This window comes from Sphingobacterium haloxyli (assembly GCF_002980525.1).
In the GTDB taxonomy this organism is placed as follows: Bacteria; Bacteroidota; Bacteroidia; order Sphingobacteriales; family Sphingobacteriaceae; genus Sphingobacterium; species Sphingobacterium haloxyli.
The window spans coordinates 138628-155146 of the sequence record NZ_PVBQ01000008.1 but is presented as its reverse complement, the minus strand read 5'-3'; the positions used below and the strand labels follow the sequence as shown (position 1 = coordinate 155146).

Below are 16519 nucleotides of genomic sequence, written 5' to 3'. Positions count from 1 at the left end.
TCAAGCGCTTTCTAACAAGAGTTGCCTTGGACCCTGCTGCCAAGATTAAACAAAGGTTTTTTTAGTACGATTTTGTGTCGCCCAAGCCGTGGCGGTGGCTTTTAATGAAGAAGGTTAAGAATAGGATCATACAATTGCAAGGACCTCCCCTTAATATTAAAATGCCGCATCCGAATGTTTTACAACTGTACAAACCCGTTCTTAGCACTATCCCCAAATGTAAAACATTCGAAGCGGCGAGGTTTTTGCTTCTTTTTCACGGGGAAAAAGAAGAAGAATAAGTATCATTGCATTATGATTTCATTTGCTAACGCTAAAATCAATATTGGATTAAACATCGTCGGCAAGCGTGCTGATGGTTATCATTTAGTGGAATCCGTCTTTTATCCGTTTCCGTTATATGATATTATAGAAATCACCGCTGTCGGCGCTGATTTAAACACCACATTGGAAATTACCGGTTTACATTTACCAGTAGAAGATAATAATCTGTGTTTAAGAGCATATCATTTACTTTCAGAAAGGTTTAGTATACCTCCCGTACATATCCATTTACATAAACAGATTCCTTACGGAGCTGGACTTGGTGGAGGTTCCTCAGATGGCGCATTCGTATTAAAAATGCTCAATGAAAAGTTTAAAATTGGGCTTTCGACACTACAGTTAGAAAATGAAGCCGCAAAACTAGGGGCTGATTGTCCCTTTTTTATTCAAAATAGACCATCTTATGCCGAAGGAATCGGAACAGATTTATTTCCTATTCCGATAGATCTGTCGGATAAGTTTTTGGTACTTGTCAAGCCTCCCGTAAATATTGCCACTGCAGCTGCTTATCAACAGGTTACACCCAGTCCTGCCAAAGAGGACTTGAGGGAAGTGCTGCATCTTCCTGTTCAAGACTGGAAGTTCTATGTTAAGAATGACTTTGAAGAGGGCGTCTTTGACAAATATCCCTTGATAAGAGAAATCAAATTAGCGCTTTATGAGCAAGGAGCTATGTACGCTTCCATGTCTGGTTCCGGATCGGCTGTGTATGGTGTGTTTCCGAAACCCGTCGATTTAACGATGTTACATGATCTAGGTCAGGTGTATTATCCAGCGGAGATTTAAATCACGTTCCAAAGTATGCTCGAATTTTTCTTTCGTCTTCCCTAATTTGGCTTTGCATCGCTTCCAGGGAATCAAACCACTGGTCATGACGAATAAATTTGAGGAACTTCACGCGCAGTGTGGTACCATATATATCATCTTTAAAATCCAATAAATTAATTTCAATTTTTCGGTTCATGCCATCCACCGTTGGGCGGGTACCAATATACGCCATTCCTTTGGCTATACGATCAGGCTGCGGAGCTACGTACTCGCCAGTATGAACGGTAGACATGTTAGCATAAATTTCTACCTCCACGGCATAGATCCCATAAGCAGGGATCAGTTTATGGGCCTCGTGTACATTGAGGTTGGCTGTCGGGAAACCGATTTCTCGACCGATTTGGTCGCCACGAACGACCGTGCCCGTTAATTCAAATGTGTAGCCTAAATATTTATTGGCGGCTTCAATGTCTCCTTTGATTAAGGATTCACGTATTTTGGTAGACGACACGGCAACATCTTCAATATCTTGTTCTGGAATCTGCTCAACAGCATAATCATATATGTCGGCCAACTCTTTCAGGTCTTTGATAGAACCCTGTCTGTCTTTGCCGAAATGATGATCGTATCCAATCACGATCTGTTTTGTACCTAGCCGACCAACTAAAACGTTGCTGATGTATTCTTCTGGTGATTGATTAGAAAAGTCTCGCGTAAAGGGCGTAATGATTAGGTGGTCAATTCCGGATAAGGCTAGACGATGCGTTTTCTCTTCTATATCATTAATAAGACGCAAATTATCGTCATTCGGATTGATAATTAGACGAGGGTGCGGAAAAAAGGTCAGCAAGATAGTTTCGCCATTTCTTTCTGCTGCACATTCCCTTAGTTTGGATAAGATTTTTTGATGGCCAATATGCACGCCGTCAAATGTACCGATGGTTACAACTGCATTCGAAAGTGGTTCGAACTCATCTAAACTTTTATATATCTTCACGATCTATGATTAGTTGTTTGTCTATTGCTGTTGAATCGTTGTCCTGTGTAATTTAATTTTTTCAATTAAATCCTGCAAATTCCAAGCGTCATCTACATGAAAATTGCCGCTTTTGGTTCTTCTGAGCTGACTGAGATGTGCGCCTATTCCTAAAGCCTTGCCAAAATCGTGTGCGATGGAGCGGATATAGGTGCCTTTGGAGCAACTGATCCTAAAATGCACGTCTGGCATTTCAATTTTCTCTATCTCAAAACTGTTAATAGTGATGTGCCGTGCTTTCAACTCAACTTCTTCGCCCCGGCGAGCTTTTTCGTACACGCGTTCGCCTTTTATTTTGATTGCGGAGTGAGCAGGAGGATACTGCTCAAGTGCGCCCAGGAATTGTAGGGTTGTTTTGTGTATATCTGCATCGTTGAGATGTGTATAGTCAAATGTTTGGTCAACAGCTGTCTCCAAATCGTAGGAAGGTGTCGTTGCGCCTAACGTAATGACACCGGTATACTCTTTGTCTTCCGCTTGGAAGGAGTCTATTCTTTTCGTGAATTTACCTGTACAGATAATCAATAATCCTGTTGCCAGGGGATCGAGCGTACCTGCGTGTCCTACTTTAATTTTTTGAGGTTTCATGCTATTGCGGAGCTTTCCAACCACGTCAAAGCTTGTCCATTCCAAAGGCTTGTCAACCAATAGAACCTCGCCTCCTGCAAAATCGAATGGGGAAGATACGGTTTCTTCTGCGTTTGTCATTTATATAATTTCCAGACTGTGTCCACTCAGTAGTAATCCAATAATCGTAAGCCCGACGATGATACGATACCATCCAAAAGCTTTAAAACCGTATTTGGTTAATACGCTGATAAAGCTTTTAATAGCGATAATAGCAACAATAAAACCGACCACGTTACCAACAATGAGCAGGTTTATTTCTTCACCGGTAAAAACATGTCCTTCGTTAATAAATTTATAGAGTTTGACAACTGAGGCTCCTAACATCATCGGGATGGCCAGAAAGAAAGAAAACTCGGCAGCGGCTTTACGTGTAAGTGCCTGGGTCATTCCGCCAACAATGGTGCTTGCCGAGCGTGATGTTCCTGGAATCAGCGCCAAGCATTGATACCAGCCGATAATAAATGCCTGTTTATAGGAGATATTGTCTGAATTATCAATTTGTGGCCTGTTGAACCATTTGTCCACAAATAATAAGATAATGCCGCCCACAACCAGCATCACTGCAACCATTAGTGGACTTTCTAGAAGAGCGTCAATAAAATCGTTGAGCGCTAGACCGAGGACCGAAGCAGGAATAGCGGCTACGGCCAGCTTATAATAGAAATCTAGCGATCTGAAGAACCGCCGGTAATATAAAACTAAAACAGAAAGAATGGTGCCGAGCTGTATAACGATGGTAAATAGCTTAACAAAAGGAGAGGGTTCCATCCCCATTAATGCCGTTCCGATAATTATATGACCCGTCGAGGAAACAGGTAAAAATTCCGTTAATCCTTCAATGATTGCCAAGACAATCGCCTGAAAATAGGTCATTCTTAATTATTTTTTGTTTTTTGGTTTGTATAAAATAGCAACAAAGCCCAAGGCGAATCCAAGGACAATCACCAAGGGGGCTAACGTTATCTTGGTAAAGCTGTAAATATCTTCGGTCCCTGTCATGAGGATGAAACCTAGCACAACCACGAGGACACTAGCAGCAAACAGTTGATAGTTTATTTTTTCAAAAACAAAGCCGGATTTTGGCTGTGAAGTATGGTGTTGTTTTTTTTCTGACATATTTCTTTGTTCGTGATTTAATATACATTTACAGTTTAACGCTCTTATCACTCATAACATAATGCATGACTACCTGTACAGACTATGTGATTTAGCTCTTAGATATTTTGTGACGGCGAAGTAAGTACTAAAACCGGAAATCACAATTCCCAAAGCGACCACGATAAGGAAAATCGCACCAAACTCGTACCAATTGCGTAGAAATACTAAATCAGGAATTTGTTTTTGGGCGAATTGCAAGGTAAATATCAATAATAGGATAGCTATCATAGCGCCTAGTAAACCGTGAAATATACCATACAGGAGATAAGGTTTACGTATGAAGTTCTTTGTCGCACCGATAAGTTGCATACTCTTGATAAGGAACCTTTGTGAATAGATGGCTAAACGAATGGTGTTATTGATAAGTGCTACTGCAATGATCAATAGAACAATGGTGAACCCTAATACCACGATACCGATAATACGGATGTTTTTATTGACCATATCAATAAGCGATTCTTGATAGATCACTTCTTTCACCCGACTGTTTTTGGCGGATTTCTGAATAAACGTTTGTATGCTGTCTGTGTTAGCATATTGTTCCTTCAAGTATACGTCAATAGAGGGCAATAGCGGATTGTGTCCCAAATATTCCACGAAATCCTCGCCCAGATCTTCTTTCAGGTTTTTTGCAGCCAACTCCTTGCTAATATACTCGGTGCGCAGTACGTAGGGGTCTTTTTCAAGATCCTTTTGCATCGCCAAGACATCCCCCTCATTTACATTATCGTTTACAATGATATTGAGGACAATATTTTCTTTGACGTATTTTGATAGGTTTTTAGCATGCACCAGAATCAAACCCAATAATCCTGTCATGAGTAGCACTAAGGCGATACTAATGACCGTTGACACATAAACAGACTTGGTTTTCTTCCTAGGTGAACCTTCTTCGTAAGTCGACATACACTCTTCTTAATCTAATATATGATGCGAAAGTAAATAATAATGTGCATTTAAGAAACAATTCGTTGGAATAATTTGCTTAAACGTCTAGACATTTAACACCTGATACGCACAATTTATTGTCTATTCTGAAACTTTTATATCTAAATTGACGTAAAATAGCTATTTTCGCATCTCTTTCAGATTAGCAACATATTATTATGGAATACAATCATCAATCGCTAGAAAAAAAGTGGCAACAGTTTTGGGCTGAAAATGGTACATTTAAGCCTGCTAACACGACAGATAAGCCCAAATATTATGTGTTGGATATGTTTCCGTACCCTTCCGGTGCGGGGCTGCACGTAGGACATCCGCTTGGTTATATCGCTTCTGATATTTATTCCAGATATAAAAGATTAAAGGGTTTTAATGTGTTGCATCCGATGGGTTATGATTCGTTTGGATTGCCTGCTGAACAGTACGCTATCCAAACAGGACAACATCCGTCTGTTACGACAGAAGCGAATATCAAGCGGTATAGAGAGCAATTGGATAACATTGGTTTTTCCTACGATTGGTCTAGGGAGGTACGCACATCGGAGCCCGATTATTACAAATGGACGCAGTGGATTTTCATGCAGTTGTTCAATGCGTGGTATAACAATGAAACAGATAAAGCGGAGTCCATTGATCGTTTAATAGAGCTATTTCAAACCTCAGGTTCTGAAGGTATTGATGCTGTTAGTGATGAGGATGTATTGATCTTTTCTGCTGCCGAATGGAATGGTTTTTCCGAGGCGAAACAACAACGCGAATTGCTAAAATATAGATTGGCTTATTTGCGGGAGAGCACGGTGAACTGGTGTGCCGCTCTAGGCACTGTATTAGCTAATGATGAAGTCATCAATGGTGTATCAGAACGAGGAGGATACCCTGTAGAACAGAAAAAAATGATGCAGTGGTCGATGCGTATAACAGCGTATGCCGATCGTTTGCTACGCGGATTGGATACGGTTGATTGGCCGGAACCGTTAGTGGAGATGCAGCGTAATTGGATAGGTAAATCCGTAGGAGCATCGGTGAAATTCCCGTTGCCCCAGTTGGATACAGATATCGATGTATTCACCACGCGGGTGGACACCATATTTGGCGTCTCTTTTATCGTTTTAGCACCCGAACATGAGTTAGTTGATGCTTTAACTACAGATCCACAACGTTCTGAAATCGAATTCTATAAAGAGAAGACTGCTAAAAAGTCGGAATTAGACCGTATGGCGGATGCCAAAACAGTATCGGGTGCTTTTACAGGTTCATATGCGTCACATCCATTGACCGGAGAAAATGTGCCGATTTGGATTGCGGACTATGTTTTGGCAGGGTATGGGACAGGAGCTGTAATGGCTGTGCCATCTGGAGATCAACGGGATTATATTTTTGCGAGGCATTTTGATCTACCGATTATTCCGATTTCCGATGCACAGAATATCGAGGAAGAAGCTGATCCAACAAAAGAAGGACGCTACATCCATTCTGATTTTATCAACGGTATGACCTACAACGAAGCCGTACCAGCTTTGATCAAGCGTTTGGAAGAGCTCGGATTAGGTAGGGCAAAGATAAACTACCGGATGCGCGATGCTATCTTTGGTCGCCAGCGTTATTGGGGTGAGCCTGTACCTGTTTACTTTAAAGATGGTCTTCCTCATTTAATTGAGGAGAAGGAGTTACCCTTGTTATTACCAGAAGTGGATAAATACTTGCCTACCGAAACAGGCGAACCTCCGTTGGGCAGAGCCGAAGGATGGAAGTATCAAGGAAAATACGACTACGAGTTGAGTACAATGCCGGGCTGGGCAGGTTCTTCCTGGTATTGGTTCCGTTATATGGATTCCACTAATAAGGAATCATTTGCGTCTAGGGAGGCTGTAGATTATTGGAAGGCTGTAGATTTATATATCGGTGGATCCGAGCATGCTACGGGTCATTTGCTCTACGCCAGGTTTTGGAATAAGGTACTGAAAGATCTCGGGTTTCACCAGGAAGAAGAGCCGTTTAAAAAACTGATTAACCAAGGGATGATTCAAGGACGTTCTAACTTTGTATATCGCGTGCTTGATGAAGAAGGTAAAGGAACAAATGTTTTTGTTTCGCTCGGTCTGAAAGATAAGTACAATACCATTCCATTGCACGTTGATGTTAATATCGTTTACAACGACGTGCTTGATACAGAGAAATTCAAGGCATTTCGTCCGGATTTTGCAGCGGCTGAATTTGTCTTGGAAAATGGTAAATATGTTTGCGGCACGGAGGTCGAGAAGATGTCAAAATCTAAGTTCAACGTTGTTAATCCCGACGACATTATAGAGACCTACGGTGCTGATACGCTCCGTCTTTATGAAATGTTCTTAGGTCCGTTGGAGCAGTCAAAGCCTTGGAATACAAATGGTATTGAGGGTGTATATAAATTTTTACGTAAGGTATGGCGTTTATTCCACGATGCGCAAGGAAATTTTGTAGTCTCGGAAGAAGAACCCACCAAAGCGGAATATAAAGCACTGCATAAAATCATCAAGAAGGTAGAAGAAGATATTGAGCGCTTCTCGTTTAACACGTCTGTTTCGGCTTCTATGATCTGTGTGAATGAGTTGACTGATTTGAAATGCAACAAGCGAAAAATATTACAGGACCTCATCGTTGTGCTTCACCCGTATGCCCCGCATATCACGGAAGAGTTGTGGGCATTGTTGGGGAATGAAGCAGGTATGATTTCCTATGCATCATATCCTACTTTTAATCCTGATTATTTAATCGAATCGGAATTTGCTTATCCAGTTTCTATTAATGGGAAAATGAAGATGAACCTGCCATTGGCTTTAGATTTGGATCCTAAAGCTGTTGAAGAAACGGTGCTGGCGAATGCAGATATACAGCGGTATTTGGACGGAAAAGCAGTAAAAAGGCTCATTTTTGTAAAGGGCAAAATTATCAATATTGTCGTATAATTGTCTATATCACTCTTTTTGGTGATATTTTAAATTATCATTGATTTTGATGATAATTTTATTTATCACTAATTTTGCTGATATCGTATCGGATACTTATCTTTGGGTAAAAGACGTTATATGATAGCAGTAATATCGGGTGATATAGTTAAATCACGTTCTGCAGATCCGAAAATATGGATGCCAGCATTGGAAGAAGCTATAGGTCTATACGCTAATAAATTTGATATTTTCCGAGGAGATAGCTTTCAAGCGGAACTAACTATCCAAAATGTGCTAAAGGCTGCGTTATATATAAAGGCTGCGATGTTGGCCCTTGATTTAGATGTGCGTATGGGAATTGGCATTGGAACGACAGAATATGATGCTCCGCATATCAAAAACTCTTTTGGCTCTGCACTTATTTATTCTGGAGAAGCTTTCGAGGAGCTGAAAAAAGAAACCATTTCTTTTAAATCTGCTTATCCTAAGCTTGACGCAGTATGCAATGTCATATTACCGTTAGTAGCGGAACTAACGACGCGTTGGACATCCAATATCGCAGAGACAGTGAAAGCAGCGTTCCTAAATGAGGATGCCAACCAAGCTGAACTGGCTAAAATATTGGACAAAAAATATCAAAGTCAAGTCAGCACTGAATTGCAGAAAGCGAGTTATACTAAAATACAACGGGCCTTAGATCACTGTACGAAAGAAATGTTAGCGTTATGAGCATTTTATTTTTAAAGCTATTGTTGGCTCATTTTATAGGTGATTTTGTACTACAGCCTAAGAGTTGGGTGCAGAAACGCAGAGAGCACATCGGTTATCTGCTGATACATGTTGCAACGCACACAATGCTGCTGGTATTGCTCTTCATACCAGAACTACCTGACCAATGGCAAGTTATATTATTTATAAGCTGTGCGCATCTATTGATTGATAGTGGCAAGATTTATTTCGAGAAAAGGTTTCCCAAACGGGCGTTTTTATTATTTATAGCTGATCAAACGTTGCATATCCTCTCACTGGTTGCCGTTATACTGTATCAATATGGTTTATCTATCGATTGGGGAACTTTGTTTTCTCCAAAAAACCTATTATACGTTTTGGCTTTTGTCCTTACTGCGTTTGTTAGTCCAATTATGTTACGCGTTTTCTTCAGCAAGTGGACCTCTGAAGTTGATGTAGCCTCTAAACCGACAAAATCGCTTGTAGATGCGGGAATGCTAATTGGTATTATGGAACGATTGCTAATCGTCTTTTTTATACAGGTAGGCTTTCTATCGGGCATAGGCTTTCTTTTGGGAGCAAAATCCATCTTTCGTTTCGGTGATTTAACAAATGCTAAGGACACAAAATTTACCGAATACATCCTCGTAGGTACCTTAGCTAGTTTTGTTGCCGGGATCGCAATCGGTTATGGCTTACGTATAGGCTTGCAATATCTTGTGTAGCTTCCACATTTCCTAGGCGTAGAACCTACAATTTAACTGCTTTCACTAACGCCTGTACTTCTGTAGCGACCGCTGTTTCTGAGCCATCAGTAATAGCTGATGAATGAAAATACTCGGCACCCGTCTCTTGCCAGACGCGACCGATATTGGTGGAACGCAAACCTCCACCGGGCATAACGACAATGCGACCACGAGCCTGTTGTACCAGCCGCTTCAATTCCTCTTGTCCCAAATCTACATTCGACGCGCAGCCCGAGGTAAGTACGGTATTAAAGCCGCAAGCAATAATATCTTCTAGTGCCTGCACGCTATCTGTAACTTCATCAAACGCCCTGTGAAAAGTACAGGGTTTTTCTCCGGCTAATTCAACTAAAGCACTGTTCCGCTGTTTATCTATGTTCCCCATGGCATCAAGTACCCCAAACACAAAACCATCTACACCTAGGTTGTTATATAAGGTTATGGCTTTTCTCATTTGTGCAAATTCATGTGCCGTGTACACAAAATTTCCGCCTCGAGGTCGTATCATCACATGGAGGTTGATGTGTAATGCGCGACGAGCAATTTCTGTTTCTCGCAAATTGGGGGTTGTTCCGCCTAGTGACATATCTGCACAAAATTCTACGCGGTCAGCTCCGTGTTGTTGGGCTATCCCGGTTGCTTCTAAATTAAAACAGGCAATTTCTATTTTTGGCATTTCTATATAAGATAATGTGGAGAGGAAATAAGCTGGTTTCCCGCCTTATCACATTTCGCGTAGTTAAAACCACCATGTATACAATACGCTCCATATTCCCCTTGTTTATTCAGTGCAATAAATCCAACTTGTATGTTAGCTAAGGTTTTTTTTCGACTTTCTGTAAACTTGATGATTCGTTTTACTGCTTCTTCACAAGCTTGTTGAGGTGTATGCCCTTGACGCATTAACTCGACGACCAAATGCGATCCAACTGTACGGATAACCTCTTCGCCATGCCCGGTGGCTGTAGCAGCGCCCACTTCGTTGTCGACATATAATCCGGCTCCAATAATAGGAGAGTCGCCAACCCGTCCATGCATTTTAAAAGCCATGCCACTAGTTGTGCAAGCTCCTGAAAGATTGCCCTGTTCGTCTAACGCAATCATACCAATGGTATCGTGATTTTCTATATTGACAACCGGTTCATACTTCGCTGTTTTGAGCCATTCGCGCCATTCCTTTTCTGACGCTTCTGTCAACAGGTTTTCAAGCGGGAATCCCTGTTCCTGGGCAAACTGTAGCGCACCATCACCCACTAACATAACGTGCGGGGTTCTCTCCATCACCGCCCGAGCGACAGATATGGGATGTTTAATCTGTTCGAGCGCAGCTACTGAGCCAATATTCGCATTTTCATCCATAATACAGGCATCCAACGTCACCTTACCGTCTCTGTCCGGACGTCCGCCATAGCCTACGCTACGCTCGGTAGGATCGGCTTCCGTGTAACGTACCCCTTGTTCTACGGCATCTAGAGCCCGCCCCGCTGTAGAAAGAACTTTCCAGGCTTCAGCGTTCGCTTTCAACCCAAAGTCCCAGGTAGACAGAACAATAGGTTTGTTTACCTCTCTCGAAGGCACTTTTATCTGTTGGGCATAAATAGGAGGCAAGCCTAGTAGGAGTGAACCGGCTCCTATCTTCTTTAAAAACTTTCTACGCGAATCCATATGTAGACAAACCTAAATAAATTCATTTTTATATGCAATAAATCGAATCGGTATATAAAAATGAATTACTCATGAAATTTTCTATTTAGGTATTCGTGAATGCAAAGCATTTTATTTACGTTTGTACTATCATGAGTACGACATCATATCTATCAAATAGGATTAATAATTTATCCGAATCAGCGACCCTAAAAATGACTAAACTAGGGCGCGAATTAGCTTCTAAAGGAATCAACGTTATTAGTTTAAGTGTAGGAGAACCAGACTTTAATACACCAGATAACGTAAAAGATGCGGCAAAAAAAGCGCTAGATGAGAATTATACACGTTATTCTCCGGTACCGGGTTATCCAGAACTCCGCCAAGCTATTGTTAATAAATTGAAAAATGAAAACGGTTTGGAATATGAGCCGTCACAGATTGTGGTCTCTACCGGCGCTAAGCAATCATTATCTAACGTTATTTTAACTTTAATTAATCCGGGTGATGAGGTTATTATCCCTACACCATATTGGGTTTCTTATTCGGAAATGGTCGTGTTGGCAGAAGGAAAGTCCGTATTTATTGATACGGATATCGACTCGGACTTCAAAATTACACCCGAGCAGTTGGAGGCAGCTATTACGCCGAGAACTAAGTTGTTTATGTTTTCATCCCCTTGTAACCCAACAGGTTCCGTTTATAGCAAGGACGAATTAGCTGCATTGGTGAAGGTTTTCGAAAAATACCCAAATATTTTCATTTTGTCAGATGAGATTTATGAGCATATTAATTTCGTCGACAAACACGAATCCATCGCTCAGTTTGAGTCCGTCCGTGAACGCGTAATAATCGTAAATGGCTTTTCCAAAGCCTTTGCCATGACAGGCTGGCGTTTAGGATATATAGCCGCTAATAAAGAAATTGCTGCTGCCAACGATAAACTACAAGGCCAAACGACCTCAGGAACTTGTTCCATCGCGCAACGCGCCGGTATTACTGCTTACCATGACGGACTGGAAAGTGTAAATGAAATGAAAGAAGCATTTCTGCGCAGACGTCAATTGGTGTATGATTTATTAAATGATATTCCAGGAGTGAAGACGAATCTTCCGGAGGGCGCGTTCTATTTCTTTCCTGAAATTAGTTCGTTTTTTGGGAAAAAAGATGCAAACGGAAATGTAATCAAAGACTCTTCAGATTTGGCACTCTATCTGCTAAATGAAGGACATGTGGCGACTGTTGGAGGCGACTCTTTCGGTAATAACAATTACATTCGTCTTTCGTACGCAGCTTCAGACGAGGCTTTGAAAGAAGCTTTGCGACGCATAAAAGAGGCTTTGGGTAAATTGTCTTCATAGCGGCTTTTTCGTGAAAATATAGTGAAATACCGGTAGAGACGCAGTACATTGCGTCTCTGCTTCATTTATGTCCAGCCTATATGAAATTGAATTTTGACAGCTTTATCGTTGCCCTGCTCTGTTTTATTATTATTGCCTATTTCTTTCCCCAACTGTATCTCTGGCAGGAAGGGAAAATACTAGAATGGATAACGAGCGTCGGTGTGTCCCTTATTTTCTTCTTTTACGGGCTAAAATTGAGCTTTCAGCAGTTAAAAACAGGATTGAGCAATTGGAAGCTTCACCTTTTGATACAAGGTGCGACATTTGTCTTATTTCCTTTGCTTGTAATACCTTTTTATCCTTTGGTTCAGAACGAATTACAGCATGATTTTTGGCTTTCTTTTTTCTTTTTGGCAGCCTTGCCGTCTACAGTATCTTCTTCGGTTGTAATGGTTTCTATTGCGCGAGGAAATATTCCTGCCGCCATCTTTAACGCAAGTATATCGGGGTTAATTGGTGTGGTCGTAACACCATTATGGATGCAGTTTTTTCTAAATTTTGAACAGGTTGATGTCGTCGGCGATGTATACTGGGGTTTAATAAAGGAAATTATCATCCCGGTTATCGGGGGATTGGTACTGCAGCGCTATTTTGGCAAATGGGCATCGAAATATAACCGGCAGTTAGGGATTTTTGATAAATCGATTATTCTGCTTATTGTGTACAGCAGCTTTGCTGAATCATTTGTAAGCGGCGTGTTTGAAAGCACGGGAAAGCTTTATCTTCTATGGATTTTTGTGGGTGTGGTTTTGTTATTTGTGCTTCTTTATGGGATGATCTATTTACTAAGTAAATACGTCTTTAAGTTCAATAGGGAAGACCAGATAACGGCTTTATTCTGCGGGTCTAAAAAATCATTGACCCACGGTTCTGTATTCGGAAAATTTCTATTCGCTCATTCTCCTAGCGCAGGTCTATATTTTCTACCGTTAATGATATTCCACGCCCTTCAGATATTGATCGTTACCATGATCGCACAACGATACCATAATAAGGATGCTATTTAAATAGCTCAAAGCCGTATTTTGCATTGCTCCAAAAACGGTCCAAGGCGATCATACGCGGTTTGAAAAAACGGATTAAAGTAGGCCAGTCTTCCGTTTTAAAAACAGAGACCTTTTTGTCGAGCTCTATTCCGATACGAGCGGTGTTTTTGCCATATTCATCATAATGGTTTTTGTTCCAAATCCATTCTTCTTCGAGTTCAGCATGCAGTATCTTTTCGTATTCCTGGAACTGTGTAAGCATCAGCTCCCTTATCCCTTCGTCCGGATGGCTGATTTCAATATAGATGCTTGCCGTTTTATTGTCCGCTTCCATCCGAAAATAAAGATGTTTAATGGTTGTTTTATAATTAACCCAATTTATTTTTATTCCCTCTTCATTTGGAACCAAAGACATAAATCGACCGAAATTAGTCCAAAACTGCTCTTTTAGTTTCTTTGCTTCTTCTTTTGAGTACAATATTTTTCGCTGAAAATGTTACTGCCAATGCTTGCTAACAAACCTCCATAGATATCTCATGAAAGTTCTTCAAAACTATTAATTATTAACCAAACTTTTATTGCGTTTTCCGGTTTAGTGTATATGGACAGGAAAAAATCATTATTGTTGCTAACCGCCGTAGCCGCGGGCACAACATTATATAACTTGTTAAAACCCGTAAAATCCAATGTAGCCGTAGTGCAAGGCTTCCAAAAAGAAAAGTATCTAGGAGAGTGGTTCGAGATTGCACGGATGGATTTTCACTGGGAGAAAAATCTTAAAAATGTTTCAGCGTCCTATGCGCTGAACGACGATGCCAGTATTCGGGTCAATAATCAAGGTTATGATATGGTAAAAGATCGATATAAGCAAAGTATTGGCAAGGCAAAATTTGTCAGAAGTCAAGAAGAGGGGGCTTTGAAAGTATCTTTTTTCGGGCCATTCTACTCGGGATATAATGTAGTGATGGTTGATGATGATTATCGTTATGCTCTAGTCTTCGGTGAAAATCTTGACTATATGTGGATGCTCTCGCGTGATAAGACAATGCCTGAGGATATCAAAGAAAAATATCTAGCTTACGCCAAGCGCTCAGGATATACTACTGATAAATTGGTGTGGACGATTCAAGAATAAAAAAGGACAAAGCTTTAGACCTTGTCCTTTTTTGTATGTGGAGAATATCGGAGTCGAACCGATGACCTTTTGGCTGCCAGCCAAACGCTCTAGCCAGCTGAGCTAATCCCCCTTCTTTGAGATTGGCCAAATCTACGTAAAATCATTTTTATGTGCAAATTTCTTTCTAGTCCCCAACGCTATTATAGTGAAAAAATCGGGTTTAATAGCGAATAATCAATCGTGGAATCCGAAATTATCAAATCAGCTATTTGCCCGAGATCCTCCTGGGTGATACGGTTGCCTACGCCTGCATTAAAAGAACGAACGAGGACGAGAGCCGCTTCTCTTCTTTCGGATGTTGAGATTAAATTGCTGCCACCATAAAAATTAATTAAGGATGTCGCAAAGGCCGTAAAATTTTCTAGTGTGAAAGGTATATTGCGCTGTAAGGTATCTCGCATGTATTTTTCGAAATCCTGAACAATCATTTCATTCTGTTGTAATGTCATATCTGCAAAAATAACGTTTTCAGCAAACCTTTGTAACTTGTTGGATAGGATTTGGCATTATTTGATTATTTATTTTAATTTCATCACTTACTTAATTTTAATATAGACTTTATATTGTTTTATTTTTGTTAGTCTAAACTCCGAAAAATGAAGAAAATTTCTTTCGTACTTTACCTTTTTTTATTTGTCGTATTCGGTGCGTCAGCACAACAGAAGCCCAAGTATATTTTTTTTATGATTGGCGACGGAATGGGATTGAACCAGATTAATCTAACCGAGGTTTTTCTAGCCGCGCAAGAAGATCGGAATACCGTTTTCCCACTCGTATTTTCCACCTTTCCTTATGCTACATTTGCTACCTCTTATTCTTTATCGCACGGTGTGACCGATTCGGCTGCCGGAGGTACAGCATTGGCAGTAGGCAAAAAAACGAAAAACGGCGTAGTGGGGATGGACAGTGCGGCGAACACACCATATAAGAGTATTGCTTACACGGCTAAAGAAGCAGGACTTAAAGTGGGAATTACGACGTCTGTGAGTATAGATCATGCTACGCCAGCCTCATTCTATGCCCATCAACCTAGTCGTAACCAGTATTATGAAATAGCGGAAGAGCTGATAAAGTCAGATTTCGACTTTTTTGGAGGATCAGGTTTCTTAAGTCCGAACAAAAACTCGCAAAAAGAAGATGCTCCTTCTTTATTTCCGAAGTTTGAAAAAGCTGGATATACATTGGCTTACGGCTGGGAGGGCTATAACAAGGCCAAGCTAGCAGCCGACAAGATAATTTTGATGAATGTAGAAGACGGCGACCATTCATCGTTGAAATACGCAATAGACCAGAAAGACAACGATTTAAACTTGGCGCAGATAACCGACGCGGCTATAGAATCATTAACGAAAAATAATGACCAGGGATTCTTCTTGATGGTTGAGGGTGGGAAAATAGACTGGTCTTCGCATGCGAATGACGCTACGACAACCGTACGAGAGGTATTGGATTTCAATGAAGCAGTAAAGCGGGCTTATGCATTCTACGAAAAGTATCCAGAGGAAACACTAATCGTCGTAACGGCTGACCACGAGACGGGAGGCATCGCCGTCGGCAATGGAGGGAGCCGTCTGAACACAAAACTACTAGCAAATCAACGGGTATCGCAGGGCATGTTGTCTAAATTGTTAGCTGATTTGAGAGCGGCTAAGAAAGATGTGCGTTGGGACGAAGTAAAAAATGTCTTAATGGAAAATGTAGGCCTTTTTGCCGATGTAGCAGTGAGCGAAGATGAGGAAAACATGCTTGTTGCAATATATGAGAAGAGCTTCGTACGCCACGAAACGGAAAAGTCAAAAAGTTTATATGCTAACGATGATAAATTGGCAAGTGAGGCGATTAAAATATTAAACAAAAAAGGTTCGGTGAGCTGGGCATCAGGGGGACATTCAGCAGCGTATATCCCCATATTTGCTATTGGAGCAGGAGCTGAGCGATTTACACATAAGATGGAGAACACCGATATCCCCAAAAAAATAGCGAAAGCTGCGGGCTGGGATTTTTAACGAAATCCTTTTCTACGTCGGCTTTAATAGCTGATTCTAA

Annotated in this window: 17 protein-coding genes and 1 tRNA gene; 8 read left to right on the top strand and 10 right to left on the bottom strand. The window is 41.0% G+C overall.

Annotated elements, in window-relative coordinates; translation table 11 throughout:
• The first annotated feature begins 294 nt into the window (after nucleotides 1–294).
• The gene (gene ispE, locus C5745_RS12095) at nucleotides 295–1110 is read left to right on the top strand and encodes a 4-(cytidine 5'-diphospho)-2-C-methyl-D-erythritol kinase (RefSeq protein ID WP_105717267.1); all 816 of its coding nucleotides are present in this window, start codon (nucleotides 295–297) and stop codon (nucleotides 1108–1110) included.
• A 1-nt stretch (nucleotide 1111) separates the two neighbouring features.
• On the opposite strand, the gene C5745_RS12090 is transcribed toward ispE, so the two are convergent.
• The 5 genes from C5745_RS12090 to C5745_RS12070 form a co-directional block, all read right to left on the bottom strand.
• A complete protein-coding gene (locus C5745_RS12090) occupies nucleotides 1112–2089 on the bottom strand; it encodes a bifunctional riboflavin kinase/FAD synthetase (RefSeq protein WP_105717266.1) in 978 nt (325 codons plus the stop codon).
• Between the two features lie 21 nt (nucleotides 2090–2110).
• Nucleotides 2111–2836: a tRNA pseudouridine(55) synthase TruB gene (gene truB, locus C5745_RS12085; protein WP_105717265.1), complete on the bottom strand. Its 726-nt coding sequence runs from the start codon at nucleotides 2834–2836 to the stop codon at nucleotides 2111–2113.
• Nucleotides 2837–3631, bottom strand: a complete 795-nt coding sequence (locus C5745_RS12080) for an undecaprenyl-diphosphate phosphatase (RefSeq protein ID WP_105717264.1) — start codon at nucleotides 3629–3631, stop codon at nucleotides 2837–2839.
• 6 nt (nucleotides 3632–3637) lie between these two features.
• A complete protein-coding gene (locus C5745_RS12075; protein ID WP_105717263.1) occupies nucleotides 3638–3874 on the bottom strand; it encodes a DUF3098 domain-containing protein in 237 nt (78 codons plus the stop codon).
• A gap of 69 nt (nucleotides 3875–3943) precedes the next feature.
• A complete protein-coding gene (locus C5745_RS12070) occupies nucleotides 3944–4822 on the bottom strand; it encodes a cell division protein FtsX (RefSeq protein ID WP_105717262.1) in 879 nt (292 codons plus the stop codon).
• A 200-nt stretch (nucleotides 4823–5022) separates the two neighbouring features.
• Here C5745_RS12070 and leuS point away from each other — a divergent pair, with 200 nt between their 5' ends.
• The 3 genes from leuS (at nucleotide 5023) to C5745_RS12055 (ending at nucleotide 9242) form a co-directional block, all read left to right on the top strand.
• On the top strand, nucleotides 5023–7806 hold the full coding sequence (leuS, locus tag C5745_RS12065) for a leucine--tRNA ligase (RefSeq protein WP_105717261.1): 2784 nt from the start codon (nucleotides 5023–5025) through the stop codon (nucleotides 7804–7806).
• A 120-nt stretch (nucleotides 7807–7926) separates the two neighbouring features.
• Nucleotides 7927–8517: a hypothetical protein gene (locus C5745_RS12060; protein ID WP_105717260.1), complete on the top strand. Its 591-nt coding sequence runs from the start codon at nucleotides 7927–7929 to the stop codon at nucleotides 8515–8517.
• A complete protein-coding gene (locus tag C5745_RS12055; RefSeq protein WP_105717259.1) occupies nucleotides 8514–9242 on the top strand; it encodes a DUF3307 domain-containing protein in 729 nt (242 codons plus the stop codon). The genes C5745_RS12060 and C5745_RS12055 overlap by 4 nt, the downstream gene beginning before the upstream one ends.
• Before the next feature lie 25 nt (nucleotides 9243–9267).
• On the opposite strand, the gene C5745_RS12050 is transcribed toward C5745_RS12055, so the two are convergent.
• Together C5745_RS12050 and C5745_RS12045 are read right to left on the bottom strand one after the other, a co-directional pair.
• Nucleotides 9268–9939: a copper homeostasis protein CutC gene (locus C5745_RS12050; protein ID WP_105717258.1), complete on the bottom strand. Its 672-nt coding sequence runs from the start codon at nucleotides 9937–9939 to the stop codon at nucleotides 9268–9270.
• A gap of 2 nt (nucleotides 9940–9941) precedes the next feature.
• Complete coding sequence (locus tag C5745_RS12045; RefSeq protein WP_105717257.1) at nucleotides 9942–10928, bottom strand: isoaspartyl peptidase/L-asparaginase family protein; 987 nt, start codon at nucleotides 10926–10928, stop codon at nucleotides 9942–9944.
• Nucleotides 10929–11122: 194 nt separating this feature from the next.
• On the opposite strand from C5745_RS12045, the gene C5745_RS12040 reads away from it, so the two are divergent.
• Nucleotides 11123–12268, top strand: a complete 1146-nt coding sequence (locus tag C5745_RS12040) for a pyridoxal phosphate-dependent aminotransferase (RefSeq protein WP_105717256.1) — start codon at nucleotides 11123–11125, stop codon at nucleotides 12266–12268.
• Nucleotides 12269–12348: 80 nt separating this feature from the next.
• Nucleotides 12349–13317, top strand: coding sequence for a bile acid:sodium symporter family protein (locus C5745_RS12035; protein WP_105717255.1), 969 nt, complete (start codon nucleotides 12349–12351; stop codon nucleotides 13315–13317).
• Here C5745_RS12035 and C5745_RS12030 read toward each other — a convergent pair.
• Complete coding sequence (locus C5745_RS12030; protein ID WP_105717254.1) at nucleotides 13310–13774, bottom strand: DUF4268 domain-containing protein; 465 nt, start codon at nucleotides 13772–13774, stop codon at nucleotides 13310–13312. The genes C5745_RS12035 and C5745_RS12030 overlap by 8 nt on opposite strands.
• Before the next feature lie 123 nt (nucleotides 13775–13897).
• Between C5745_RS12030 and C5745_RS12025 the strand changes: the two genes are divergently transcribed.
• On the top strand, nucleotides 13898–14431 hold the full coding sequence (locus C5745_RS12025; protein WP_105717253.1) for a lipocalin family protein: 534 nt from the start codon (nucleotides 13898–13900) through the stop codon (nucleotides 14429–14431).
• Between the two features lie 38 nt (nucleotides 14432–14469).
• Here the strand turns inward: C5745_RS12025 and C5745_RS12020 are convergent.
• Together C5745_RS12020 and C5745_RS12015 are read right to left on the bottom strand one after the other, a co-directional pair.
• Nucleotides 14470–14543: transfer RNA gene (locus C5745_RS12020), tRNA-Ala, on the bottom strand.
• 70 nt (nucleotides 14544–14613) lie between these two features.
• Nucleotides 14614–14922 carry a hypothetical protein gene (locus C5745_RS12015; protein WP_105717252.1) on the bottom strand — a complete coding sequence of 103 codons (309 nt, stop codon included), beginning with the start codon at nucleotides 14920–14922 and terminating at the stop codon, nucleotides 14614–14616.
• Between the two features lie 147 nt (nucleotides 14923–15069).
• Between C5745_RS12015 and C5745_RS12010 the strand changes: the two genes are divergently transcribed.
• The gene (locus tag C5745_RS12010; protein ID WP_105717251.1) at nucleotides 15070–16479 is read left to right on the top strand and encodes an alkaline phosphatase; all 1410 of its coding nucleotides are present in this window, start codon (nucleotides 15070–15072) and stop codon (nucleotides 16477–16479) included.
• Nucleotides 16480–16519: the final 40 nt, after the last annotated feature.